The sequence below is a fragment of the Streptomyces sp. SCPE 10 genome (assembly GCF_051980735.1).
Taxonomy (GTDB): domain Bacteria; phylum Actinomycetota; class Actinomycetes; order Streptomycetales; family Streptomycetaceae; genus Streptomyces; species Streptomyces misionensis.
On sequence record NZ_CP197069.1, the window covers coordinates 3,674,227 to 3,698,800 of the forward strand.

The window sequence follows — 24,574 nt, forward strand, 5'->3', positions numbered from 1 at the left end:
GGCGGGCCGCCCCCGGCGCCCACCGGGGCTACCTCAGCAGGGAGCCCAGGATCCGCGCCGCCCGCTCCGCGTCCGCGAACGTCGTGTACAGCGGTGTGAAGCCGAAGCGCAGCACGTCCGGCTGCCGGAAGTCGCCCACGACACCCGCCTCGATCAGCCGCTTCATCACCTCACCGGCGTCGTCGCAGCGCAGCGAGACCTGGCTGCCGCGCCGCCCGTGCTCCGCGGGCGTCACCGGCTCCAGACGGCCCGGCTCGGTGTACGCGCTCACGCACTCCAGGAAGAAGTCGGTCAGCGCGAGGGACTTGGCGCGCACCGCGTCGACGGCCACGCCGTCCCAGACGTCCAGCGCCGCCTCCAGGGCCAGCATGGACAGGATGTCCGGGGTGCCGACGCGCCCGCGCACCGCGCCCGGCGCCGGGGCGTAGTCCGGGCTCATGCCGAAGGGTTCGGCATGGGAGTTCCAGCCGGGCAGCGGGGAGTCGAAGCGCGGTTGCAGCGCGCGGCGCACGTACAGGAACGCCGGTGAACCCGGGCCGCCGTTCAGGTACTTGTAGGTGCAGCCGACCGCGAGGTCGACGCCGTGCTCGTCCAGCCCCACCGGCAGCGCGCCCGCGCTGTGGCACAGGTCCCAGACCGCGAAGGCGCCCGCGGCGTGGATCGCGGCCGTGAGCGCGGGCAGGTCGTGCAGCCGGCCGGTGCGGTAGTCGACGTGGTTGAGCAGCACCGCCGCGGTACGCGGCCCGAGCGCGCCCGGCACCTCGTCGGGCGTCAGGGCGCGCAGCGTACGGCCGGTCAGCCGGGCCGCCGACTCGGCGATGTAGCCGTCCGTGGGGAAGGTGGTGGCGTCCACCAGGATCTCGGTGCGGTCGTCGCCGGCCAGCCGCACCGCGCCCACGAGCGCCTTGAACACGTTGACGCTGGTGGAGTCGCCCACCACGACCTGTCCCGGTGCCGCGCCGACCAGCGGGGCGATCCGGTCGCCGATCCGCTCCGGCGCCGTCCACCAGCCGCTCTCCGTCCAGGAGCGGATGCGCAGCTCGCCCCACTCGCGGCGCACCACGTCCGCCACCCGGTCGGGCACGTGCGCGGGCAGCGCGCCGAGGGAGTTGCCGTCGAGGTAGACCACGTCGTCCAGGGCGAACCGGGAGCGCAGCGGCGCCAGTGCGTCCGCCGCGTCCAACCGCTCGGCCCGCAAGTTGAGTTCAGACATGAGACCGCGCCGTCCACAGCTCGGGGAACACGTTCTTGCGGGCGCGCTTCTCCAGCCAGGCGACCCCGGCGGAGCCGCCCGTGCCGGGCTTGGCGCCCATCGCGCGGCGGGTGGCCACGAGATGGTCGTTGCGCCAGCGCCACACCAGTTCGGCCACGTCGGTCAACGCCTCGCCGAGCCGGACGAGTTCACCGTCCTGGTCCCCGCAGTAGACCGCCGCCCAGACCTGTTCGACGGCCTCCGAGGGCTCGTACCGCTCGGAGACGTCGCGCTCCAGGACGGCGTCCGGGACGGCGTGGCCGCGGCGGGCCAGCAGCCGCAGCACCTCGTCGTAGAGGCTGGGCTCGTGCAGCGCCTTCTCCAGCTCCGCGTACGCGCGCGGCGCGCCGCGGTGCGGAACGAGCATGGACGCGGACTTCTCGCCGAGCAGGAACTCCAGGCGCCGGTACATCGCGGACTGGAAGCCGGACCCCTCGCCGAGCGCGCCGCGGTAGGAGTTGAACTGGGCGGGCGTGAGGGCGGCGAGCGGGGTCCAGGAGGCGTTCAGGGCCTCCAGTTCGCGCACGGAACGCTTCAGCGCGGCGATCGCGGTCGGCACGTCGTCCGAGCGGAGCGCCTTCGCGGCGGTCTCCCACTCGTGCACGAGCACCGTGAACCACAGCTCCATCACCTGGGTGGTGACCAGGAAGACCATCTCTCCGGGATCGTCGGAGAGGGTGTGCTGGAGGTGGGTGAGCAGGTCCGCGCGCACGTAGTCCTCGTACGGCGTGGTACCGGCGAAGTCGAGATGCGGAGTCTCGGGCTCAGCGGCCTCGTGGGGGTGAGCCTGTTGGGACATCGCTGTCTCCTGTTGTCACTCCGGGTAGCGGTCCGCCCCTGCCGATGCCGGCACGGGGGCCCCGGTCCCCACTCGCATCCTCCGCAATCACCCCGGGTACGGCAAGGCCCGCCTGCTGCCAGACGGGCCACACAGGTGACACAGGGTGTATCAGCCGAGGGTCTGCGCCGCGGTGGGCGAGGAGTCCTTCAGGAACTGGGTGCAGCGCTCGTACTCCTCCTGCTCGCCGATGGCCTGGGCGGCGCGGGCGAGGGCGTGCAGGGCGCGCAGGAAGCCGCGGTTGGGCTCGTGCTCCCAGGGCACCGGGCCGTGGCCCTTCCAGCCGCTGCGGCGCAGGGCGTCCAGACCGCGGTGGTAGCCGGTGCGGGCATAGGCGTACGACTCCACGACCGCGCCGCGCTCGAAGGCGTCGTCGGCCAGCTGGGCCCAGGCGAGGGAGGAGGTGGGGTGCGCGGCGGCGACCTCCGCGGGAGCGGTGCCCCCGGCGAGCTGCTCCCGGGGCTCCGGGTCGTCGGGCAGATGGGTCGGGGGCGGTCCGCCGAGCAGGTTCTCGTGAATGGTCATGGGTTCAGTCTCGCGTACGAGCGTCCCCGACCGGCGCAACCCCTTGCGGGACCGCTACGAACCGCTCCGCTCGCCCTCCAGCGGAGGCGCCGCGAGCGAGCAGTGCGTATGCCGCTCAGGGCGCTGGCATCCCGGTGTCGAGCGGCCCGTGACCAGGAAGAACGCGAGGCCCGCGCCCACCACCAGCACCCCCGCGCAGATCGGCATCGCCCGGTGGAAGGCCGCGTTGAACGCCGTCGCGGAGCGGTACGCGTCCGCCCCCATGCCCGCCAGCAGCGGCAGCGCGGCGACCGCGACCAGGCCCGCCGCCCGCGCCGCCGCGTTGTTGATGCCGCTGGCCACGCCCGCCCGCGCGGTGTCGACGGAGGCGAGGACCGTCGCGGTCAGCGGCGCGACCAGGACGACCATCCCCGCGCCCATCACCAGCAGCGCGGGCAGCACGTCCACCGCATAGCTCGCCCCCGGCCCGACCCGCAGCATCAGCAGCATCGCCGCCGCGCACAGCAGCGGCCCCACGGTCAGCGGGAGGCGGGGCCCGGTGCGGTCGGACAGCGCGCCCGAGCTGGAGGAGAACAGCAGCATCAGGGCGGTGGTCGGCAGCAGCGCCGTGCCCGCGACCAGCGGGGACCAGCCGACCGCCACCTGCAACTGGAGCGCGGTGAGGAAGAAGAAGCCGCCGAAGGCCGCGTACACGCACAGCGTGACCAGGTTGACGGCCGTGAACTGGCGGGAGGCGAACAGGTCCGGCGGCAGCATGGGGTCCCGGTGGTGCCGTTCGACGTACACGAAGGCGACCGCCGCGGCCAGGCCGGCCAGCGCGCTGACGACCACGGCCACCGTGCCGCCGCGCGCCTCGATGAGGGCGTACGTCAGCAGCGCGAGGGCGAGCGCCCCGAGCACCGCGCCGAGGACGTCGAAGCGGCCGTGGGCGCCCTCGTCGGCGGATTCCGGCACGTGCCGCAGCGCCACCGGCACGCACAGCAGGGCGAGCGGCACGTTCAGCAGGAAGACCCAGCGCCAGCCGGGCCCGGAGACCAGCCAGCCGCCCAGGAAGGGTCCGACGGCCGCGCCGATCCCGCCGAACCCGGACCACAGGCCGACGGCCCGGCTGCGGTCGTCGGGGTGGAAGGAGGCCTGGATCAGCGCCAGCGAGCCAGGGGTGAGCAGCGCCCCGCCGATGCCCTGCAGGGCCCGCGCGGCGATCAGCAGGCCCGGGGTCGGCGCGATGCCGCACAGCAGGGAGGCGGTGGCGAACCAGACGACCCCGGTCACGAACACCTTGCGGCGGCCGTAGCGGTCGCCGAGCGAACCGCCGAGCAGGATCAGCCCGGCCAGCGTGACCATGTACGCGTTGACGGTCCACTGCAGGGCGCCCAGGCTCGCGTTCAGCTCGCGGCCGATGCGGGGCAGCGCCACGTTGACGACGGTCGAGTCCAGCATGGCCATGCTGGAGCCGAGCACCGTGGTGAGCAGGATCCAGGTGCCCTGGGACGAGCCCAGCCGGACATCGGGCATGCCCCCAACATATACAGCGATACGGCGGACCCGGCGCCGTGAGGACGCCGGGTCCGCCGTGGACGTACCGCTTACTTGATCTTGTTGCCCGCCGAGCGCAGGTGCTGCGTGGCCTCGACGACGCGCGCGGCCATGCCCGCCTCGGCCAGCTTGCCCCAGGTGCGCGGGTCGTAGGCCTTCTTGTTGCCGACCTCGCCGTCCACCTTCAGCACACCGTCGTAGTTCGCGAACATGTGGCCGACGACCGGCCGGGTGAACGCGTACTGGGTGTCGGTGTCGAGGTTCATCTTCACCACGCCGTTCTCCAGCGCGGTCTGGATCTCCTGCTCGGTGGAGCCGGAGCCGCCGTGGAAGACGAAGTCGAACGGGGACTCCTTGCCGAACCGCGCGGCCACGCCCTCGTTCAGCTCCTTGAGCAGCTCGGGACGCAGGACCACGTTGCCCGGCTTGTACACGCCGTGCACGTTGCCGAAGGACGCGGCCAGCAGGTAGCGGCCCTTCTCGCCGAGGCCCAACGCCTCCGCCGTGCGGATCGCGTCGTCGACCGTGGTGTACAGCGAGTCGTTGATCTCGTGCGAGACGCCGTCCTCCTCACCGCCGGTCGGGGTGATCTCCACCTCCAGGATGATCTTGGCGGCGCGGGCCTGCTCCAGCAGCTCCTGCGCGATCTCCAGGTTGTCGGCGAGGGTCTCGGCGGAGCCGTCCCACATGTGGGACTGGAACAGCGGGCCGAGACCGGAGTCGACGCGCTTCTTCGACAGGGCGAGCAGCGGACGGACGTACCCGTCGAGCTTGTCCTTCGGGCAGTGGTCGGTGTGCAGCGCGATGTTGACCGGGTACTTCTCCGCGACGATGTGCGCGAACTCGGCGAGCGCGACCGCGCCGGTCACCATGTCCTTGCTGTACTGGCCGCCGAGGAACTCGGCGCCACCCGTGGAGATCTGGACGATGCCGTCGCTCTCCGCCTCCGCGAAGCCGCGCAGCGCCGCGTGCAGGGTCTGGCTGGAGGTCACGTTGATGGCCGGGTAGGCGAACTTGCCTGCCTTCGCCCGGTCGAGCATCTCGGCGTAGACCTCGGGGGTTGCGATGGGCATCTGTCCGCTCCTTGTGTTGCGGGTTCGGGTTCTGCGTACGGCCCTGACCTAGACCTGATGGGTGACGTCGTCGTCGGCCCCATCTTTCCAGACGGGGGGTGCCGGACGGCGCCCCCCAAGTCCAGGTCAACCAGACGGGGGGTACCGGACGGCGCGCTCCCCAAGTCCAGGTCAAAGGGACGTGTCAGTCCAGACCCAGTTCATCCTTCGAGAAGGCGAACCGGTACGGAACGCCCGCGCCGGCCTCGATCTTCTCGGCGGCCCCCGTCGCCCGGTCCACGATGGTCGCGACGGCGACGACCTCGGCGCCGGCCTCGCGCACGGCCTCCACCGCGGTCAGCGGGGAACCGCCGGTGGTGGAGGTGTCCTCGACCACCAGCACCCGGCGGCCCGCGATGTCCGGACCCTCGACCCGGCGCTGCAACCCGTGCGCCTTGGCCGCCTTGCGCACCACGAAGGCGTCCAGCCTGCGCCCGCGCGCGGCGGCGGCGTGCAGCATGGCGGCCGCGACCGGGTCGGCGCCCATGGTGAGGCCGCCCACCGCGTCGAACTCCAGGTCCGCGGTCAGATCCAGGAGCACCTGGCCGACCAGCGGGGCGGCCTCGCCGTCGAGGGTGATACGGCGCAGGTCGACGTAGTAGTCGGCTTCCAGACCCGAGGAGAGGGTCACCTTGCCGTGCACCACGGCCTTGTCCTTGATCTGCTGAAGGAGCTCAGCACGCACGTCCGTCATGCCGCCCAGCTTAAAGGCGACGCCAGCTCCAGGTCGTGGCCGCCTCCAGCGGCTCCAGCGGCGTGACCAGGCGCGGCATGGTGTTCAGCCCGTTGGGCGGGCCGGTCTGCGGCTCCACGCAGACCGCCTCGGCCTGCTCGTCGTAGACGACCACCCACTCCTCGCGGCTGGCCACCGTCAGCTCCAGCTGCTCGGGCCAGGTGAGGGTGACGTCGACACCGCCGGGCATGCCGAAGCAGTCGTCCCACGGGCCCGGCGCGGGGTCGATGCGGTTGCCGGTGGGCAGGTGGTCGGCGCCGCGCTCCTCCTGCCAGGCGGGCTTGAAGTCCAGGGTCACGTCCGCGCCGCCGAGGTTGCGGCGGAACCAGGGGTGCCAGCCGATCTGCGCCGGGTAGGAGTCCTCGTACGTCTCCACCGACATCGTCAGCGTCAGGCTGTCCTCGGCGAGCGTGACGACCTGGGTGACGCGGCCGGAGTGCGGCCAGGGGTCGGTCAGCTCGTGCGTGATCACCGCCTCGTTCTCCGTGACGCGCGCGGTGCGCCAGGCGCCGTCCCGGGCGGTGCCGTGGATGGCGTGCGGCGGGGAGTTGAGCGGCATCTGGCGGACGGTGCCGCCGTCGAGGAACCGGCCGTCGCGGATGCGCCCGCACCAGGGCACCATCGGGAAACAGCCGAACTTGGGGCCCTGGCGCAGCAGTTCCGTGCCGCCGATGCGCAGCCCGCCGATGCGGCCGCCGTTCCCGGGCCGCACGATCACCTCCGCGTCGCCCGCGGTCAGCGTGATGTCTTCGTTACTCACAAGGCGACAGTACTGGGCGCTCACCCCGGGCGGGTCCGGGACGGGTCCGATACGCGGGCTACGCCGGGCGGCGCCGCGCACGGACCACGGCGTCAGCGACGCTTGCGCAGCGCCCTGCCCACCACGATCGCCGAGGCCACCGCCAGCGCCGCGGCCGGCGCGGCCCACCGCAGGGCCTGGTTCGCGGTGACCGTCTGCGGCGCCGGAACCGGGGCATAGCGGCCCCGCGGCGGCGCGTGGTCGACCTCCTCGGCGCTGCGGCCGATCATCGTGCGCCGGGCGTGCGCGGCCTCGGCGGGCGGTACGCCGGTGTCCGCGAAGTCACCCGCGGACGCCTCCGCGTCCTCCGCGTCCCCCTGGTCCCCCGCGTCCTCCTCGTCGTCGTCGCTGTCCGCGTCGAGCGAGGACGGCGGAATCTCGGTGTCGAAGACGGAGGTGTGCCCGCTCTCCGCCTCCCGCGTCTCCTCGGCCTCCCCCGTCTCCTCCGTCCGCTCCGCCAGCCCTTCCAGGAACCGGTTCAGCAGCCGGGCCGCCGCCGAGGCCACCGCGTCCGCGGGTAGTTCCTCGATGCGTCCGGTCGCGTCGGCCGTGCCCGAGACGGTGACGGTGGTGCCGCCGTCGGTCGCCGCGAGGCGGAGGGTGAGGGCCAGCTTGACCGAGCCGGTGCCGCGGGCCTCGGTGGCGTCGCCCTCGACGGCATAGCCGCCGTCCTCGCGGGCGAGCACCCGCGCCGTGCCGCGGTAGGTGACGGAATGTCCGCCGACGCGCAGCTTCAGGCGGCCGGCGACGGGCGGGGCGCCGGCGTCCTGCTGGAGACCGGGAACGGCTCGGGCGACACGCACGGGGTCGGCGAGTGCCGCGGCGAGACGGCCGGCCGGGACCGGGACGAAGACCTGGTGCTCCATGTCGGCTGAGCCTACCCACGAGCGGCCGGGTCGTACCCTCGCGGGAAGGAGCACCTGGGGGCGCGGCCGTTCAGTACCGCGGATGGATCAGCGTGGAGGCGGGCAGTGCGCCGATCCGGGTCCGCTCGGCCGCCCGCCGGTCCGCGGCGAGGGCCGCCGGGGTGAGGGTGCCGGCGGGGGCGGCCGGGTCCAGGCGCAGCGGCGGGGCGGTGCGGCCGGGCGCGGCCAGCAGGAAGCCCCAGTCGGGCGGTGCTCCGGGGGCGCCGGCCGAGCGGTCGGGCCCGGACGGGAAGCCGGGGTCGTGCCCGAGGACCCGGTAGGGGGTGGCGGCGAGCCCGGCGGCGCGCAGGGTCGCGGCGACGGTCCAGAAGCCGCGGGGACGGCCGGTGAGCGGTCCGGCGTGCACGACGAGCCGGCCGCCGGGGGCGAGCACACGGCGGGCCAGCCCGTAGAACTCCTCGGAGTACAGCTTGGTGCTGGCGGTGATGCCGGGGTCGGGGAGGTCGGCGATCACGACGTCGTACGACGCGGCCGGCGTGACGCGCAGCCGGGCGAAGGCGTCGGCGACGACGAGGCGGACCCGGGGGTCGGCGTAGGCGTGCCCGTTGGCGGCGGCGAGTCCCGGGTCGCGGCGGGCCAACTCGGCCAACTGGCCGTCGAGTTCGACGATGTCCACGCGGTGCACGCCGGGGTGGCGCAGCACGGCGCGGGCGGCGAGGCCGTCGCCGCCGCCGAGGATCAGCACCCGGGCGTGCGGTCCGGCGAGGGCGGGGCCGACCAGGGCCTCGTGGTAGCGGCGGGCGTCCTGGCCGCCGACGCGCAGCCGGCCGTCGAGGTAGAGGTCGAGGGGGCGGCCGTGGGTGCCGCCCGCGAGGACGACCTCCTGCACCCCGGTCTGCACGGCGACCCGCACGTCCGGGCCGTACACCGCCTGGCGCGCGGCGCGTTCGAAGGCGCCGGAGAGGGCGGCGGCCGAGGCGAGCACGCCGAGGACGGCCAGGCCGACGAGGAGCAGGGTCCAGCGGGTGCGGCGGCCGAGGTCGCGCCGGAACAGGCCGAGGACGAGGGCGCCGCCGGCCACCACGTTGACCGTGCCGGTGAGCAGCGCACCGGTCAACTGGCCGCAGAACGGCAGGAGTACGAACGGGAAGGCGAGGCCGCCGACCAGGGCGCCGACGTAGTCCGCGGCGAACAGGTCGGCCACCGCGCCGCCCGCGTCCTGGTGGCGGATGCGCTGGATCAGCTCCATCAGCAGCGGTACCTCGACGCCGATGAGCAGACCGATGGCGAGCGAGAAGGCCACCAGCAGGCAGCGGGGGCCCTCGGTCCAGGGGCCGCCCCAGCCACCGGTCCAGGCGAAGACGGCGTACAGGGCCATCGCGCTGCACCCGCCGACCAGGGCGAGGAGGATCTCGACGGCGCCGAACGCGGCGGCCGTGTGCCGGCGCAGCCGTTTGGCGCCGAGCGAGCCGATGCCCATCGCGAAGACCATCACGGACAGCACGACGGAGGACTGGGTGACGGAGTCGCCGATCAAGTACGAGGCGAAGGCGAGGAGTTCGAGTTCGTACACGAGCCCGCAGGCCGCGCAGACGAAGACGCACGCGAGCACCAGGAACCGCCCGGTGCCGGGCCGGACGGGCAGCCGGGCCGGGCCCCTCCAGGAGGGCGGGGCACCCGGGGGCGCGGGAGCGTGCGGTTCGATCACATGGCGACGTTACGTCACTTCACGGGCACGCCTCGTCACCCAAAGGTGTGGATCCGGGAGCGGTTGTCCCGGTCCGGGTTTATGCCGCCCAGGCGTCCTCGCCGGGCTGCCCGGACGGTGCGGGGGTGCGCGCCCGGGCCCCCACCCGGGTGCGGGTGGCGACGAGTTGGCCGTCCTGCGGGTAGGCGTGCCAGGTCCGCCAGTGCACATGGTCGTCGTGCCGCTGGGCCAGCATCGCGGTGAAGGCGTGCGGGCTGCCGGGGAAGACGCCGGCCAGGCCGTGCGGGTGGTCGGAGACCAGGGCGAGCAACTCCTGGGCGCGGCCCGCGAAGGAGCCGGGGGTGAGCATCTCGACGCGCGCCGCGAACTCGTACTCCCAGTCGCCGACGCGCTTGGCGACGCCGAGCGGCAGCGGGGTGCTGGAGCCGGGGATGCAGGCCACCGTCTCCGAGCACAGGCCCCGCTCCTCCTCCAGGAGGACTTGGTGCGAGGCGCCGAGGAGCCTCAACTGGAGTTTGGCGCCCGTGAGTTCGAGGTCGAGGGTGGCCAGGGCGGGGAGCGGTTCGCGCCCCAGGGCCCAGGCGAGGTCGGCAGCGCGCGTATCGGTGTAACTGGTGTTCAGGGTCGTGAGCATGGATCGGCTCCGCTAACACGCAAAGGAGGGGAGATCGGCCGTGTCAGCCCAGCCGGCCCGGCCGGTACGAGGCGTCCGCGAGACGTCCTGGGGGCTGCGTTGGCTGCATTGGCGTTTTAGAGGGAATCATGAACAGAGGCGCCGCCACAGCGTTTTTACCCAACTTCGGGGGCATTCCATCCCCCGGGGGGCTCACAGCTCATCTGTTCCACCACGGCGCACGCCCGGCGCGGGCACGGAGGGCCGCACCCCTCGTCCCGGCGGCCTCCTTCCGCCTCCGTCCGGCCCGCCCGCCTCAGCTGCTCCCGCAGCCGCCACCGCCCCCACAGGACGACCCGCCACCGCACGAGGAACCCCCACCGCACGAGGAACCCCCGCCGCAGGAGGAGTGACCGCCGCCGCAGGAGTGCCCGCCGTGGTGGCCCCCGTGGCCCCCGTGGCCCCCGTGGTGCCCGTGGTGCCCGTCGGACGAGGAGCCGGAGTCCCCGGCCCACCAGCTGCCGCCCGCGGTGCCGGCCGCGCCTCCTCTGCCCCGGACCACGCCCTTGCCCCCGCCCCGCCCGCTGCCCTTGCCGGACACCCGCGCGATGACGACGAACAGGACGAACACCACCACCAGCCCGATCACGAACGCATCCATGGCGCCACCTTCTCCCGGTCCCCCGAAGCCGCCCCCCGTGGGCGCCTCGTTCCTTCCCGCGCCGCGCGCGGTGCCCCTGGGATGCCCACGCGGAACAAGCGTCAAAGCCGGGTTGAGGAACTCCAGAGCTTGGGCGCAGGATGACCGGCATGACCTCCACCGCGCGCCCCCTGCTCAACCGCCGGCTCGCCGAGTTCGGCACCACGATCTTCGCGGAGATGTCCGCCCTCGCCGTGGCCACCGGTTCGATCAACCTGGGCCAGGGTTTCCCCGACACCGACGGACCCGAGGAGATCAGGGAGGCGGCGGTGCGGGCGCTGCGCGACGGGCGCGGCAACCAGTACCCGCCGGGTCCCGGTGTCCCCGAGCTGCGTACCGCGATCGCCGCGCACCAGCGGCGCCGCTACGGGCTGTCGTACGACCCCGACACCGAGGTGCTGGTGACGGCGGGCGCCACGGAGGCCATCGCGGCCTCGCTGCTGGCGCTGCTGGAGCCGGGCGACGAGGTCGTGGCCCTGGAGCCGTACTACGACTCCTACGCGGCGAGCATCGCGCTGGCGGGCGGCCGGCGCGTCCCGGTGACCCTGCGCCCGCACGAGGGCCGCTTCCGCCTGGACCTGGACGAACTGCGCGCCGCCGTCACCGACCGGACCCGCCTGCTGCTGATCAACACCCCGCACAACCCCACCGGCACGGTCCTCACCCGCGCCGAACTGGCCGCGATCGCCGAACTGGCGGTGGAGCGGGACCTGCTGGTGGTGACCGACGAGGTGTACGAGCACCTGGTCTTCGACGACGCCGAGCACCTTCCGCTCGCCACCTTCCCGGGGATGCGCGAGCGCACGGTGACCATCGGCTCGGCCGGCAAGACGTACTCCTTCACCGGCTGGAAGGTCGGCTGGGTGACGGCCGCGCCCGCCCTGGTCAGCGCGGTCCGCTCGGCCAAGCAGTTCCTGACGTACGTCTCCGCGGGCCCCTTCCAGTACGCGGTGGCCGAGGCGCTCGCCCTGCCCGACTCCTACTACGACGGACTGCGCCGCTCCCTGCGCGAGCGCCGGGACATCCTGGCCGCCGGGCTCGCGGAGGCGGGCTTCGAGGTGTTCCGCCCGGCCGGCACCTACTTCGTCACCACCGACATCCGCCCGCTCGGCGAGAAGGACGGCTTCGCCTTCTGCCGCGCCCTGCCCGAGCGCGCCGGCGTGGTCGCCATCCCCAACGCCGTCTTCTACGACGACCGCGAGGCGGGCGCCCCGTTCGTGCGCTTCGCGTTCTGCAAGAAGGAGGACGTCCTGCGGGAGGCGGCGGCGCGGTTGCGGGCCATGTGAGGGACGGGGCACCGCCGGTCGGCCGTGCCCTGCTCGCTTCCGGGGCCGGGGCCTTGCACAGTGCGGAGGTGTGACACACGCCAGCACCGTTCTCGCCCCGTCCGTCACCGCACCCGAGCCCTCGCCCGGCGCGCACGCCCGCGCCTCGCTGCTGCGGGCGAGCGGCGTCGCCGTAGGACTGTTCCTCGGCGCGCGGCTCGCCGGTGCCGCCGTCCTCACCCTGCTCGCCGACGCCGCCGGACGGCCGGTCATGGCGCTGCTGGGCCGCTCCTGGGACTCGGTCTGGTACCTCGGCATCGCGTCCCACGGCTACGGCCACGCCCTGGGCCGGCACGGGTACAGCGACATGGCGTTCTTCCCGCTGTACCCCGCTCTGGTGCGGGCGGTGACGGAGGTGAGCCCGCTCGGCGGGGGCGCGGCCGGGCTGCTGGTGTCCTGGACGGCGGCGCTGGTGGCCGCGGCCGGGCTGTACGCCGTGGGGACCGCGGTGTACGGGCGGGCCGTCGGGACCGCGCTGGTGCTCCTGTGGGGGCTGCTGCCGCACTCGGTGGTGCTGTCGATGGCGTACACCGAACCGGTGCTGACCGCGTTCGCCGCCTGGTCGCTGTACGCGGTGCTGACCGGGCGCTGGGTGTGGGCGGGGGCGCTGGCCGCGTTCGCGGGGCTCGCCCGGCCGAACGGGTTCGCGGTGGCCGCAGCCGTGCTCGCCGCGGCCGGCTGGGAGCTGTGGCGGCGGCGCGGCCGGGTCGCCCACAGGCTGTGGACGGGCGTGGCGCTCGCCCCGCTGGGATGGGCCGGATACCTGCTGTGGGTCGGCCACCGCCGGGGCGATCTGCTGCACGGCTACTTCGACGTGCAGGCGGACTGGGGCTCGCGGTTCGACCTCGGGCACCGCTCGCTCCAGTTCGTGCGCGTGCTGCTGCTGCACGGCGGCCGGGTGGTGTTCCCGGTGGCACTGCTGCTGGTCGGCGTGGGTGTGGTGCTGTTCGCGCTGCTGCTCCTGGAGCGGCCCCCGCTGCCGCTGCTGGTGTACAGCGCGGTGCTGCTGCTGGTGGTGCTCGCCGGGTCCGGGACCTTCGAGTCCAAGCCGCGCTTCCTGCTGCCGGCCTTCCCGCTGCTGCTGCCGCCCGCCCGCGCGCTGGTCCGCACGGCGAAAGCCCGGCCCTGGCACGCGGCCGTGGTGGTCGCGGCCCTGGCCGGGCTGTCGTATCTCTACGGCGCGTACCTGCTGGTGCTGGGGCACGCGCCGCTGTAGCGGTCGGGGTTCACTCCCCGGAGCCGGCCTCGCCGTCCTCGGGCTCGTCCGTCCCGTCGACGTCCTGCTCCAGGCCCAGCTGCTCGACCAGCCACTTGTCGAACTCGATCGCGGCCCGCACCCAGCTGACCGTGGAGGAGACGAAGTGGTTGAGGTCGACACCGGTGCCGATCAGCATCTGCGCCTCGCCGATGAGGCGGACGGTGCCGTCGTCGTGGGTGTGGGTGTACACCTTCGGCCACAGGGTGCGGCGGTTCCAGTCGTCCACGGACTCCAGGAGCCGCGCCTTGTCCTCGATCTGGTGCGGACGGTCGTAGAAGGTCCGCACCGAGAAGACCGCCTGGTCGGCCTCCCCGCGGAACATGAAGTAGGTGCGGAACTGCTCCCAGGGCGCCGCGAGGTCACCCTCCTCGTCGACGACGTACTTCAGCTCCATCTGGTCGAGGAGCTGCTTCACGAGGTCCTGATCCGGGAGGACGGGGCCGGCCGGTCCCTGGGGCTGCGGCTCGGGCTGGCCCCCGAAGTTCGGAATCGAGGACGGGTCGATGCTCACCGTGTTTTTCCCTTCGTGCGGATCCCGCCATCCTCCCCCATGCGGGGAGGGGCGTGGCAAGCCCCGACGGGGCCTGTCGGTCTTTGGCTGACATGATCCAGTGCCCGGACGGCGGGCCGGTGAACGAACGGGGGGCCGGTGTGGCGGGCCGGGGAAGGACCCGGCCTGCGCGGTGACGGCGAACGCGCCGTACGAGGGCCCGGTCCGGGCCCTCGTACGGTGTCGCCGCGGTCACCGGGTGGGCGTCACAGCGTCTTGCCGGTGGCCGGGCCGACCAGCAGCCCCTCGCCGAAGCGGTCCACCCGGACGGTGTCGCCGTCCTTGATCTCGCCGGAGAGGATCTCCCGGGCGAGCCGGTCGCCGATCGCGCTCTGCACGAGGCGGCGCAGCGGGCGGGCGCCGTACGCCGGGTCCAGGCCCTCCTCGGCCAGCCAGGCCAGCGCCTCGGGGGTGATCTCCAGGGTGAGGCGGCGCTCGGCGAGGCGCTTGCCGAGCCGGTCGATCTGGAGCTTCGCGATCCGCTCCAGCTCGGGCTTGGTCAGCGCGGAGAAGACCACCAGGTCGTCCAGGCGGTTGAGGAACTCCGGCTTGAAGGACGCCCGGACGACCTCCAGCACCTGCTCCTTCTTCTCCACCTCGCTGGTGAGCGGGTCGACCAGGTACTGGCTGCCCAGGTTGGAGGTGAGCACCAGGATGGTGTTGCGGAAGTCGACGGTACGGCCCTGGCCGTCCGTCAGCCGGCCGTCGTCCAGCACCTGGAGCAGGATGTCGAAGACCTCCGGGTGGGCCTTCTCCACCTCGTCCAGCAGCACCACGCTGTACGGGCGCCGCCGTACCGCCTCGGTCAGCTGGCCGCCCTCCTCGTAGCCGACGTACCCGGGGGGCGCGCCGACCAGCCGGGCCACGCTGTGCTTCTCGCCGTACTCCGACATGTCGATGCGGACCATGGCCCGTTCGTCGTCGAAGAGGAAGTCGGCGAGCGCCTTGGCGAGTTCGGTCTTGCCGACACCGGTCGGGCCGAGGAAGAGGAACGAGCCGGTGGGCCGGTCGGGGTCGGCGATGCCGGCCCGGGAGCGCCGTACCGCGTCGCTCACGGCGCGCACGGCCTCGCTCTGGCCGATGAGCCGCCTGCCCAGCTCCTCCTCCATGCGCAGCAGCTTCTGCGTCTCGCCCTCCAGCAGGCGGCCGGCCGGGATGCCGGTCCAGGCGGCGACGACGTCCGCGATGTCGTCGGAGCCGACCTCCTCCTTGACCATGGTGTCCCTGGCGGCCTCCTCCTCGGCCTCGGAGGCGGCCTCCAGCTCCTTCTCCAGCTGCGGGATCTCGCCGTAGAGCAGCTTGGCGGCGGTGTCGAAGTCGCCGTCGCGCTGGGCGCGTTCGGCCTGGCCGCGCAGGTCGTCCAGGCGCTCCTTCAGCTCACCGACCCGGTTGAGGGACTGCTTCTCCTTCTCCCAGCGGGCGGTCAGCCCCCGCAGCTCCTCCTCCTTGTCGGCGAGGTCGCGGCGCAGCTTCTCCAGGCGGGCGAGGGAGGCGGGGTCGGTCTCCTTGCCGATCGCCAGCTCCTCCATCTTCAACCGGTCGACGGAGCGCTGGAGTTCGTCGATCTCCACGGGCGAGGAGTCGATCTCCATGCGCAGCCGGGAGGCCGCCTCGTCCACCAGGTCGATGGCCTTGTCCGGCAGGAAGCGGGAGGTGATGTAGCGGTCGGAGAGGGTCGCGGCGGCGACCAGGGCGCTGTCCGCGATCTGCACCTTGTGGTGGGCCTCGTAGCGGCCCTTGAGGCCGCGCAGGATCGCGATGGTGTCCTCGACGGTCGGCTCGGCGACCAGCACCTGCTGGAAGCGGCGCTCCAGGGCGGGGTCCTTCTCGATCCGCTCCCGGTACTCGTCCAGGGTGGTGGCGCCGACCATGCGCAGCTCGCCGCGGGCCAGCATCGGCTTGAGCATGTTGCCGGCGTCCATGGCGGAGTCGCCGCCGGCCCCGGCGCCCACGACGGTGTGCAGCTCGTCGATGAAGGTGATGATCTGCCCGTCCGAGTCCTTGATCTCGGCGAGCACGGCCTTGAGCCGCTCCTCGAACTCACCCCGGTACTTGGCGCCGGCGACCATCGCGCCGAGGTCGAGCGCGACCAGCCGCTTGTCCTTCAGCGACTCGGGCACGTCCCCCTTGACGATGCGCTGCGCGAGCCCTTCCACGACGGCGGTCTTGCCCACGCCCGGCTCGCCGATGAGCACGGGGTTGTTCTTCGTCCGGCGGCTCAGCACCTGCACCACGCGCCGGATCTCCTGGTCCCGCCCGATGACCGGGTCGAGCCGGCCCTCGCGGGCGGCGGCGGTGAAATCGGTGCCGAACTTCTCCAGGGCCTTGTACTGGCCCTCCGGGTCGGCGGTGGTCACGCGACGTCCTCCCCTGGCCTTCTTGAAGGCCTCCAGCAGCTTCTTCGCCTCGGCGCCCTGCGCCCGCAGCAGCTCGCCGGCCGCCCCGCCCTTGGCGGCGATGCCGATGAGCAGGTGCTCGGTGGACAGGTACTCGTCCCCGAGGTCCTTCGCGCGCTCGCCCGCGTCGGCGATCACGGCCAGCAGGTCGCGGTTGGGCTGCGGGGGCGCGACGGTGGAGCCGGTCACGCTCGGCAGCGAGGCGAGCAGCTTCTCCGCGCCGGCGCGTACGGCGGCCTGGTCGGCGTCGACGGCGGCGAGCAGATCGGTGATGTTCTCGTTGTCCTGCCCCTGGAGCAGAGCCAGCAGCAGGTGAGCGGGGGTGAGGTCCGGGTGGCCCTCGGTCACGGCGCGGTTGCTGGCCGCGTTGATCGCGTCCCGGCTCTTGTTGGTCAGCTCGGCGTCCACGTTCGCGTTCTCCTCCTAGGCGTGCCTCTGCAACCCTCTGCTGCCTTAACCAGCGTAACTAAAGTTGAGTCTATTCCACTCAAGGCTGGTGGCGCACGGCCCTGGGGCTAGGTTTCCGGGCATGGCGACCTACTCCGTGGATCCGGGTTCCCCGGACGCCGCGTATCTCGGCTTCTGGCAGGAACGACATCTGTGCACCCTGACGACGGTCCGCCCCGACGGGGGCCCGCACGTGGTGCCGGTCGGGGTCACGTACGACCCCGAGGCCCGACTCGCCCGGGTGATCTGCGACGGCTCCAGCGCGAAGGCGGCCTACACCCGGGCGGCCGGCCCCGAGGGCGCCCGCGCCGCGGTCTGCCAGGTGGACGGGCGCCGCTGGGCCACCCTGGAGGGCCGCTCCCGCGTCCGGGCCGATCCGGCCCGCGTCGCCGAAGCCGAACGCCGCTACGCCGAACGCTACGGCCGCACCCCTTCCCCCAACCCTTCCCGCGTGGTGATCGAGATCACGGTGGAACGGGCACTGGGGCGGGGGTGAGGGAAGAGGGAGGCGGACGGGACCCATGGACGGCGGAGGGCGGGACGAGGGAAGCCGGCCGCGCGTCGGGCGCTAGTACCCGGCCCGTCACTCCTCCACGGAACATCCCCATCGTGAAGGCCGGCGGCCTCGCCACACCGGACAAGAGGGGCGCAACCGCTTGGTCACGGCCGCTCGGGGGAACGAACCGGGCGCCCGGACTGTTCGATTAGTTTCGGCCACTCTGAGGACCGGGGCAGAGGCTGAAATGTCGGCACAAACAACAGCGGCGTCACCGTGTTCAGGTCACGGTGACGCCGCTGCGGGGGGAAGCACCTGCGCGATCTTTTACGACGGGGGAATCGCGTCAGGCACTGCGGGGGGTGGCTGAGATGGTCCGGAGGTCGGGCTCCACCGGATCGGCGAGCCGGTGGTCCCGCTGGTCCAGATTCACAAAGATCATTCCGTACCGTATGGCACACCGCACCGGCTGTGGCGCCCCGCGCGGCTTGCGCAGGCACCGGTAGGCCCGGACGTCCTCCTCCTCGTCGCGCGTGACGACGACCGGCTCACCGAAGACGGTCACCATCAGCGAGTCCCCGGGGTGAGGGATCGCGGTCACCAGATCGATGAAGTGCCAGCCGGAGCGGTAGGCGGTCGCCATCTCACGGCGGAAGGAGCGGTCGTCGGGTGGCGTGGTCACATCAGCTCCCCGCTACCGAAGGCCACTTGGTGTCCGTCGGCCACTTGGTGTCCGCGGGCACGGCGTTCTGCGCGCCGAGCGTCGACACCGAAGGCCACTTCGTGTCGGTGGGCCACTTGGTGTCCGCACGCACCACGCTGTTCGCGTCGAGCGTGGCCACCGAAGGCCACTTCGTGTCCGCGCGCACGTCGCTCTTCGCGCCGAAGGGGCCACTCAGCACTCCAAGGGCCACAACGGCGGAGAAGGTGGCGACCAGCACCGAGCGAATCATCTTCTTGCCCATGGTCGACTTCGTCCTCACTTGAAGGTCCCCTTCTTCCCCCGTCGGATAAGACGATGGCTCATTCAGGCACATCATGACCACACAATCAGTGCATCATGTTCCTGCATGTTCAGGACCCTGGGGGGTGGAGATTTGACATCAAATCGGAACAACGCCGCACATCCCCATGCGGTCACCGAGCTGTGCGACGAAGGGGGCCGACTTTACGCCAACGCCCTGCGCGCCGGGCGTGTCTCGCGTGCCGAGGTGGCGACGGCTCCGTGCCTGATGGAGTTCGCCCTGCTCCACCCCGACCCGGACGACCCCGACTGGCTGCGCCCCGTGCCGCCCGCGGTGGTCCTGGCCCAGCGGCTGTCCCCGCTGGAGCGCGAGATCGCCGACCGCAGGCGGTGGGCCGTCGAACTCTCCGACGTCTTCGAGCCGTTCCTCGCGCTGAGCACCCAGACGGCCTCCTCGACCGACTCGATCACCGTCCTGGAGGGCAACGCCCGCATCAACGCCGCGCTCGACCTGGCCACCACCGAATGCCGTTCCTCGGTGCTCACCGTGCAGCCGAGCAACCACTTCACCGAACGCAACGTACGCCAGGGCCTGGAGCGGGACACCGCCCTGGTGGAGCGGGGCGTGCACATCCGCACCCTCTACCAGCACACGGTCCGCTACAACCTCAAGCAGATCGGCTACGTCTCCCAGCTCGCCAGCGGCAAGGTGGAGTACCGCACCATCGACGAGCTGGTCGAACGGCTCATCATCTGCGACGAGTCCGTCGCCTTCATCCCCACCCGCGACGACCAGCAGGTGGCCCTGGAGCTGCGCAACCCCGGGCTCATCCGCTACCTCATCAAGGTCTTCGAGTTCATGTGGAACCGCGCCGTCCCGCTGACCGCCGGCACCCCCTACGAGACCGCACCCGACGGCATCACCGAGGTCCAGCACTCCATCGCCAAACTCCTGGTCGAGGGCCATGTGGACGAGGCCATCGCGCGCCGGCTCGGGATGAACGTACGCACCTGCCGCGCCCACATCGCCAAGCTGGCGCAGGCCCTGGGCAGCGGCAGCCGGGCCCAACTCGGCTTCCTGATCGCCCAGTCCGGAATGCTGGACCGGGACCTGTGAACCGATGACCACGAGCGCGCCACACCCTGAACACGGTGTCGAGGAACTGTGCGCACAGGGCCGCGCGCTGTACGAACGCGCCGTGCGCGAGGGCCGGATCGGTGGCGACGAAGCCGAAGCGGCGCCCTGTCTGGTGCGGTTGGGACTGCTCCAGCCGACCGCCGCCGACACCCGCCTGCTGGAGCCCGTGGCGGCCGCCGTGGCGCTCCAGGAGCTGCTGCGCGCCTCCGCCGAGCGCGTCGCCGCCGAACGCCGCCGTGAGGCCCGTATCGCCCAGAGCCTCGAACCGCTGCTGCGGCCGGCCCGGGACCTGCCCGGCACCGGGACCGGCGGCCCCGCGGTGGTCCGGGTGCACAGCGGCATCGACCGGATCAACCAGGCCATCACCCGGGCGATGGCCGACGCCGGCGAGGAGTTCCTCGCGGTCCAGCCGCACGTCACCCACACCCGCACGCCCCCCGAACTGCACGCCCTCGCCTTCGACCGCGACCAGGCGCTGCTGGACCGCGGCGGCCGGATCCGCACCCTCTACCAGCACACGATGCGCCACGCCCCCAGCGTCCAGGCCCGCTACGAGCGGCTGCGCGGCGATGTGGAGGCCCGCACCCTGAACGAGGTCACCGAGCGCCTGCTCGTGCTCGACCGGACGGTGGCCTTCATCCCGGCGAGCCGGGACCGCACCCTGGCCCTGGAGGTGCGCCAGCCGGCCATCGTGCAGTACCTGGCGACGGTGTTCGACCGGCTCTGGCACCTGGCCACGCCGCAGCACCCGCGGCTCCCGGCGCGCCCCTCCGCGGACGGCGCCACCCCGCGCCAGCGGGCCATCGCCGCCCTCCTCGTGGAGGGCCACACCGACGCCGCCATAGCCGACCGGCTGGGCATGAACGTCCGCACCGTACGCCTGCACATCGCCAAGCTGTCCGCCGCCCTCGGCAGCGTCAGCCGCGCCCAACTGGGCTACCTCATCGGCCGGTCGGAGATCCTGCGGGGCACCACGGACGAGGTCCCGCCGTCATAGCGAGGCGTCCCGCGCGGGCGACGGCAGGCCCCGGCCGCTGCCGTCCAGCCCCGCCTGCGCGATGCGCACCCCGAGCTGGGTACGGCTCGCCGCGCCCAGCGTCTCCGAGAGGCGCGCGATGTGCGCGCGGCAGGTGCGCACGCTGATGCCGAGACGCTCGGCGATCACCGCGTCCTGGTGGCCCTCGGCGAGCAGCGCCGCGATGGACTGCTCACGGTGCGAGATGCCCTCGATGCCGGTGTCCGGCAGCGGCGCGGTGAGCGGGATGGCCAGGCGCCACAGCCGCTCGAAGACCGTCACCAGGTACTCCACCAGCGCCGGCTGGCGCACCTCCAGGGCCATGGTGCGCTCGGTGTTGGCCGGGATGAAGGCCACCGTGCGGTCGAAGAGGATGAGCCGGTCGATGACCTCGTCCAGGGTGCGGGCCTCGACCGCGTCCCCCATCAGCTCCAGGTAGTTGAGCAGCCCCTGGCCGTGCCGGGCCACATGCGTGTACAGATCGCGCATCCGCACCCCCCGGCCGCGCAGCGCCAGCGCCCGGTGCAGGCCCTCGGTCAGCTCGTCCTCCCGGCGGATGCCGCCCGGCTGCACGGTCAGCACCTCGGTGGTGCACGCCTGGGTCGCCTCGTCCATCGCCGCCTGGATCCGGGACAGTCCGTCCAGCACCCGTACGGCACCGCCGCCGACCGGCGCCGCGAGCGCGTCCAGCCGGCCCAGACCGGCGTACCACTTGGCGGCGGCCACCGCCGAGCCCACCCGGCGCTGACTCTCGCTCACCTCGTCGTAGACCCCGCGCAGCAGCCGGGTCATCACCTCCTGCGGGGAGGTGGGAACCAGCCAGTCCATGTCGTCGGGATCGGGGTGCAGCAGGGCCAGTTCCAGCAGGCAGGGCACCGCCTCGGCGTCGGTGCGCGGCACCCGGCCGCGGCGCACGGCCCGCGAGTACACGCGGTCCCCGGCCTCGCACAGCCGGTCGGCACCGTGAGGATGCTGCTCCGCCCTCCGCCCGGCCATCGCGCATTCCACCCCCGGTGTGCTGCCTCTTCCGCAGCGCAACTATGCGTGGCGCCGACCCGCTCCGCAACACGGCTCCTCACAGCGCGGCGGCCGTTAACCACCGCTGTGCCCGGGTATCTCCCAGGCTCCGCCCCTCGCATTGCAACAAGATGACGGTGGTGGCGCCCCTCGGGCCGGGGCATCGTTGACCGGGCCGTACCGCGCTCACGGGGGTGGCGCGGTACGGCCCCGGGATCACCTCGGCGTCACTTCAGACCGATCGCGGCGCACTCCGCCTTGTACTTGGCGGTGCAGATGTCGCCGACGGTGTAGATGCCGTCCGCGATGACCGTGTCGTTGATGTTCTTCCTGGTCAGGGCGCTCACCTGGACCAGCCTGGACGGGATGTTCTTGGTGGTGGGGCTGTTGACGCGGTCCTGGGTCAGCGCGTCGAACTGGATGTCCTTGCCCTGGACCTTGGCAACGGCCATCTGCGCCGCGGCCTCCGCCTCGTCCGGGTAGGACTTGTAGACGCTCATGTACTGGTCGCCGGCCACCACCCGCTGCACGGCGTCGAGGTCGGCGTCCTGGCCGGTGATCGGGGGCAGACTGGTGACGCCCGCGGCCTTCAGCGCCTTGATGACGCCGCCCGCCATGCCGTCGTTGGCGGAGTAGACGGCCGCGATGTTGGCGGCGCCGATCCGGCTGATCGCCTTCGCCATGTTGGCCTGCGCGTTCTCCGGCTTCCAGCCCTCGGTGTCGTAGCTGGCGGCGATGGTCACCTTGCCGTTCAGCTCGGAGAGCGCGCCCTCCTTGAACTGGCGGGCGTTCGGGTCGGTGGGCGAACCGTTCATCATGACGATCTTGGCGGCGCTGCCGGCCTTGGAGCCGAGCGCCTCCAGCAGCGAGCGGCCCTGGACCTCGCCGACGAGTTCGTTGTCGAAGGAGACGTACGCGGCGATCGGGCCCTCGGCGAGGCGGTCGTAGGCGATGACCGGGATGCCCGCGCCCTGGGCCTTCTTCACCTCGCCGGCGATCGCGTGCGAGTCGACGGCGTCCAGCAGGATGACGTCGACCTTGTCGTCGATCATCTTCTGCATCTGGGTCGCCTGCCGGCCCGCGTCCGCGTCCGCGTTGGCGTACTCGACCTTGCCCCGCTTGCCGGTGAGGTCGGCGACCTTGCTCTTGATGATGGGGTAGTCGAACTTGTCGTAGCGCGCGTTGGCCTTCTCCGGCAGCAGCAGGCCCACCGTCAGGTCGTTGCCCTTGGTCGGGCCGGCGCTCGCGCTGTCCCCCGTCGCGTTCAGCATGCCGCATCCGGCCAGTGAGAAGGTCACCGCGGTCAGGGCCACGGACAGGGCGATACGGCGCATACAGGGGCTCACTTCAGGTGCGTTCCGGACGTGGGTGCTGCTATACGACCCAGGTGTCTGAAAAGACAACGCGGACCCGACAGTCGTCGTCAAGGAGAGTTACTTAACGACTGCGCAACACCACACACCGTCGATCCCGTGAAGGCAATGCGGAAACCTCTCCAAACACCCTTTACGGACCCTTCACCCAAGGGGAGTTCACGAGGCGGCAAAGAACGGGTCGTGCGGCCATGGCGAGGGGCCCGCGGACGGATGTGTCCGCGGGCCCCTCGCTCCGTACCGCCCGCGACGGTCAGTCGCCCTGCGGTTGCTGCCTCTTGGGCCGCCAGACGACCAGCGCGCTGGTCTGCTGGACCTCCTGATAGGGGACCAGGTCCCGGCGGTAGGAGGCGTGCACGGCGGCCTCGCGCTGGCGCATGGCGGCCGCCGCGCCGTCCAGGGCCGCCTCCAGCTCCGCCACACGGGACTGGAGCGCGGCGACCTGGTTCTCCAGTTCGATGATGCGCTTGATTCCGGCCAGGTTGATGCCCTCGTCCTGTGACAACTGCTGCACCTGGCGGAGCAGTTCGATGTCACGGGCCGAGTAGCGCCGGCCCCGGCCCGCGGTGCGGTCCGGGGAGACCAGGCCGAGCCGGTCGTACTGGCGCAGCGTCTGCGGGTGGAGTCCGGAGAGCTGGGCCGCCACCGAGATGACGTAGACCGGGGTCTCCTCGGTCAGTTCATACGGGTTGCGCCGACGGCCGTCCATCACTCTCAAGCTCCCTTCGCGGCCTCGAACAGCTCCGCCCGCGGGTCCTCGCCCGCGGTCGCCTCGCGATACGCCTCCAGTGCGTCACGAGCCTTCCCCGACAGGTCGCCCGGAACACTCACCTCGACGGTGACCAGGAGGTCGCCGCGGGTGCCGTCCTTGCGGACCGCGCCCTTGCCGCGCGCCCGCATGGTGCGGCCGTTCGGCGTGCCGGGCGGCAGTTTCAGGGTGACCGCCGGACCACCGAGGGTCGGCACCCGCACCTCGCCGCCGAGCGCCGCCTCGGCGAAGGTGACCGGGACGGTCACCGTGAGGTTGTCGCCCTTGCGGCCGAACACCGGGTGCTCGCCCACGTGCACGGTGACGTACAGGTCGCCCGCCGGGCCGCCCCGCTCGCCGGGCGCGCCCTTGCCGCGCAGCCGGATCCGCTGCCCGTCGGTGACGCCCGCCGGGATGCGGACCTGCATGGTGCGCGAGGACTTGGCACGGCCGCTGCCCTTGCAGTCCGGGCAGGGGTTCTCCGCGATCAGGCCGCGCCCCTTGCAGTCGGGGCAGGGGTCGGTCAGCGAGAACCCGCCGCCCGAGCCCCGGGCGACCTGGCCGGTGCCGACGCAGGTCGGGCACACGCGCGGCGTGCCGTTCTTGTCGCCGGTGCCGGAGCAGGCCTTGCAGGGCTGCTGGGAGGTCATCCGCAGCGGCACCGTGGCGCCCTCGATCGCCTCCGTGAAGCTGAGGGTGACCTCGGTGTCCACGTCCTGGCCGCGGCGCGGCTGGGTGCGGGTCGCCCCGCCCGCCCCGCCCCGGTTGAACAGGCCCCCGAAGACGTCACCGAGTCCGCCGCCGAAGCCGCCGCCCTGGGCGCCCCCGGCACCGCCGAAGAGGTCGCCCAGGTCGAAGTTGAAGGAGCCGCCGGCGCCCGGCCCGGGGCGGAACCCGCCGTTGCCGAACAGGGCGCGTGCCTCGTCGTACTCCTTGCGCTTCTTGGGGTCACCGAGGATGTCGTTCGCCTCGGAGATCTCCTTGAAGCGCTCCTCGGCCTTGGCGTTGCCCTTGTTGGCGTCCGGGTGGAACTCGCGGGCGAGCTTCCGGTACGCCTTCTTGATCTCGGCCTCGGTGGCGTCCTTGGGGACGCCGAGGACCTTGTAGTAGTCCTTCTCGATGAAGTCCTTGGTGCTCATCCCCGACGTCCCTCCTTCCCGTCTGA

The 24,574-nt window shown here is 72.5% G+C and carries 24 protein-coding genes; 5 read left to right on the plus strand and 19 right to left on the minus strand.

Going from position 1 to position 24,574, the window contains the following annotated elements:
* Positions 1-28: 28 nt before the first annotated feature.
* The 11 genes from kynU to ACSP97_RS17150 all read right to left on the minus strand — a co-directional run bounded on the left by kynU (position 29) and on the right by ACSP97_RS17150 (position 10,643).
* On the minus strand, positions 29-1,213 hold the full coding sequence (gene kynU / locus ACSP97_RS17100; protein ID WP_440558168.1) for a kynureninase: 1,185 nt from the start codon (positions 1,211-1,213) through the stop codon (positions 29-31).
* Positions 1,206-2,051 carry a tryptophan 2,3-dioxygenase family protein gene (locus ACSP97_RS17105; protein WP_440558170.1) on the minus strand — a complete coding sequence of 282 codons (846 nt, stop codon included), beginning with the start codon at positions 2,049-2,051 and terminating at the stop codon, positions 1,206-1,208. Before ACSP97_RS17105 ends, kynU begins: the two co-directional genes overlap by 8 nt.
* Before the next feature lie 150 nt (positions 2,052-2,201).
* The gene (locus tag ACSP97_RS17110) at positions 2,202-2,615 is read right to left on the minus strand and encodes a DUF3151 domain-containing protein (RefSeq protein WP_070024186.1); all 414 of its coding nucleotides are present in this window, start codon (positions 2,613-2,615) and stop codon (positions 2,202-2,204) included.
* A 54-nt stretch (positions 2,616-2,669) separates the two neighbouring features.
* Entirely contained in the window at positions 2,670-4,130 is a 1,461-nt protein-coding gene (locus ACSP97_RS17115; protein WP_355146204.1) for an MFS transporter, read from the minus strand.
* A 71-nt stretch (positions 4,131-4,201) separates the two neighbouring features.
* A complete protein-coding gene (gene fbaA, locus ACSP97_RS17120) occupies positions 4,202-5,224 on the minus strand; it encodes a class II fructose-bisphosphate aldolase (RefSeq protein ID WP_355528571.1) in 1,023 nt (340 codons plus the stop codon).
* A gap of 184 nt (positions 5,225-5,408) precedes the next feature.
* On the minus strand, positions 5,409-5,957 hold the full coding sequence (gene pyrE, locus ACSP97_RS17125) for an orotate phosphoribosyltransferase (RefSeq protein WP_070024192.1): 549 nt from the start codon (positions 5,955-5,957) through the stop codon (positions 5,409-5,411).
* A 10-nt stretch (positions 5,958-5,967) separates the two neighbouring features.
* The gene (locus ACSP97_RS17130) at positions 5,968-6,756 is read right to left on the minus strand and encodes an aldose epimerase family protein (RefSeq protein WP_355146208.1); all 789 of its coding nucleotides are present in this window, start codon (positions 6,754-6,756) and stop codon (positions 5,968-5,970) included.
* Between the two features lie 92 nt (positions 6,757-6,848).
* Positions 6,849-7,661 (minus strand): SRPBCC family protein, encoded by an 813-nt coding sequence (locus tag ACSP97_RS17135; protein ID WP_440558174.1) that lies wholly within the window; start codon positions 7,659-7,661, stop codon positions 6,849-6,851.
* 70 nt (positions 7,662-7,731) lie between these two features.
* Positions 7,732-9,369: a polyamine aminopropyltransferase gene (locus tag ACSP97_RS17140; protein ID WP_440558175.1), complete on the minus strand. Its 1,638-nt coding sequence runs from the start codon at positions 9,367-9,369 to the stop codon at positions 7,732-7,734.
* A gap of 79 nt (positions 9,370-9,448) precedes the next feature.
* The gene (locus tag ACSP97_RS17145; protein ID WP_355146214.1) at positions 9,449-10,003 is read right to left on the minus strand and encodes a DUF2617 family protein; all 555 of its coding nucleotides are present in this window, start codon (positions 10,001-10,003) and stop codon (positions 9,449-9,451) included.
* A 295-nt stretch (positions 10,004-10,298) separates the two neighbouring features.
* The gene (locus tag ACSP97_RS17150) at positions 10,299-10,643 is read right to left on the minus strand and encodes a hypothetical protein (RefSeq protein WP_440558176.1); all 345 of its coding nucleotides are present in this window, start codon (positions 10,641-10,643) and stop codon (positions 10,299-10,301) included.
* A gap of 140 nt (positions 10,644-10,783) precedes the next feature.
* Here ACSP97_RS17150 and ACSP97_RS17155 point away from each other — a divergent pair, with 140 nt between their 5' ends.
* Together ACSP97_RS17155 and ACSP97_RS17160 are read left to right on the plus strand one after the other, a co-directional pair.
* Complete coding sequence (locus ACSP97_RS17155; protein ID WP_355146218.1) at positions 10,784-11,968, plus strand: pyridoxal phosphate-dependent aminotransferase; 1,185 nt, start codon at positions 10,784-10,786, stop codon at positions 11,966-11,968.
* Positions 11,969-12,038: 70 nt separating this feature from the next.
* Positions 12,039-13,223, plus strand: coding sequence for a mannosyltransferase family protein (locus ACSP97_RS17160; RefSeq protein ID WP_440558178.1), 1,185 nt, complete (start codon positions 12,039-12,041; stop codon positions 13,221-13,223).
* Between the two features lie 10 nt (positions 13,224-13,233).
* Here the strand turns inward: ACSP97_RS17160 and ACSP97_RS17165 are convergent, their stop codons facing one another.
* Both ACSP97_RS17165 and clpB read right to left on the minus strand, forming a co-directional pair.
* Positions 13,234-13,776: a YbjN domain-containing protein gene (locus ACSP97_RS17165; RefSeq protein WP_355146221.1), complete on the minus strand. Its 543-nt coding sequence runs from the start codon at positions 13,774-13,776 to the stop codon at positions 13,234-13,236.
* A gap of 245 nt (positions 13,777-14,021) precedes the next feature.
* Positions 14,022-16,619 carry an ATP-dependent chaperone ClpB gene (gene clpB, locus ACSP97_RS17170; protein ID WP_355321669.1) on the minus strand — a complete coding sequence of 866 codons (2,598 nt, stop codon included), beginning with the start codon at positions 16,617-16,619 and terminating at the stop codon, positions 14,022-14,024.
* A gap of 121 nt (positions 16,620-16,740) precedes the next feature.
* On the opposite strand from clpB, the gene ACSP97_RS17175 reads away from it, so the two are divergent.
* Positions 16,741-17,154: a pyridoxamine 5'-phosphate oxidase family protein gene (locus ACSP97_RS17175; RefSeq protein ID WP_355528582.1), complete on the plus strand. Its 414-nt coding sequence runs from the start codon at positions 16,741-16,743 to the stop codon at positions 17,152-17,154.
* 346 nt (positions 17,155-17,500) lie between these two features.
* Here ACSP97_RS17175 and ACSP97_RS17180 read toward each other — a convergent pair whose 3' ends face one another.
* Together ACSP97_RS17180 and ACSP97_RS17185 are read right to left on the minus strand one after the other, a co-directional pair.
* A complete protein-coding gene (locus ACSP97_RS17180) occupies positions 17,501-17,836 on the minus strand; it encodes a hypothetical protein (RefSeq protein ID WP_355146227.1) in 336 nt (111 codons plus the stop codon).
* Position 17,837: 1 nt separating this feature from the next.
* Positions 17,838-18,119, minus strand: coding sequence for a hypothetical protein (locus ACSP97_RS17185; protein WP_355146229.1), 282 nt, complete (start codon positions 18,117-18,119; stop codon positions 17,838-17,840).
* Positions 18,120-18,224: 105 nt separating this feature from the next.
* On the opposite strand from ACSP97_RS17185, the gene ACSP97_RS17190 reads away from it, so the two are divergent.
* Together ACSP97_RS17190 and ACSP97_RS17195 are read left to right on the plus strand one after the other, a co-directional pair.
* The gene (locus ACSP97_RS17190) at positions 18,225-19,235 is read left to right on the plus strand and encodes a helix-turn-helix transcriptional regulator (protein WP_355146231.1); all 1,011 of its coding nucleotides are present in this window, start codon (positions 18,225-18,227) and stop codon (positions 19,233-19,235) included.
* Between the two features lie 4 nt (positions 19,236-19,239).
* Complete coding sequence (locus tag ACSP97_RS17195) at positions 19,240-20,253, plus strand: LuxR C-terminal-related transcriptional regulator (RefSeq protein ID WP_440558179.1); 1,014 nt, start codon at positions 19,240-19,242, stop codon at positions 20,251-20,253.
* Here ACSP97_RS17195 and ACSP97_RS17200 read toward each other — a convergent pair.
* The 4 genes from ACSP97_RS17200 to dnaJ all read right to left on the minus strand — a co-directional run bounded on the left by ACSP97_RS17200 (position 20,248) and on the right by dnaJ (position 24,548).
* Positions 20,248-21,267, minus strand: coding sequence for a helix-turn-helix transcriptional regulator (locus tag ACSP97_RS17200; RefSeq protein WP_355146235.1), 1,020 nt, complete (start codon positions 21,265-21,267; stop codon positions 20,248-20,250). The genes ACSP97_RS17195 and ACSP97_RS17200 overlap by 6 nt on opposite strands.
* A 248-nt stretch (positions 21,268-21,515) precedes the next feature.
* On the minus strand, positions 21,516-22,622 hold the full coding sequence (locus ACSP97_RS17205; RefSeq protein ID WP_355146237.1) for a sugar ABC transporter substrate-binding protein: 1,107 nt from the start codon (positions 22,620-22,622) through the stop codon (positions 21,516-21,518).
* A gap of 292 nt (positions 22,623-22,914) precedes the next feature.
* Positions 22,915-23,370, minus strand: coding sequence for a heat shock protein transcriptional repressor HspR (locus tag ACSP97_RS17210; RefSeq protein WP_355146827.1), 456 nt, complete (start codon positions 23,368-23,370; stop codon positions 22,915-22,917).
* A 5-nt stretch (positions 23,371-23,375) separates the two neighbouring features.
* Entirely contained in the window at positions 23,376-24,548 is a 1,173-nt protein-coding gene (dnaJ, locus tag ACSP97_RS17215; RefSeq protein WP_070024225.1) for a molecular chaperone DnaJ, read from the minus strand.
* Between the last annotated feature and the right edge of the window lie 26 nt (positions 24,549-24,574).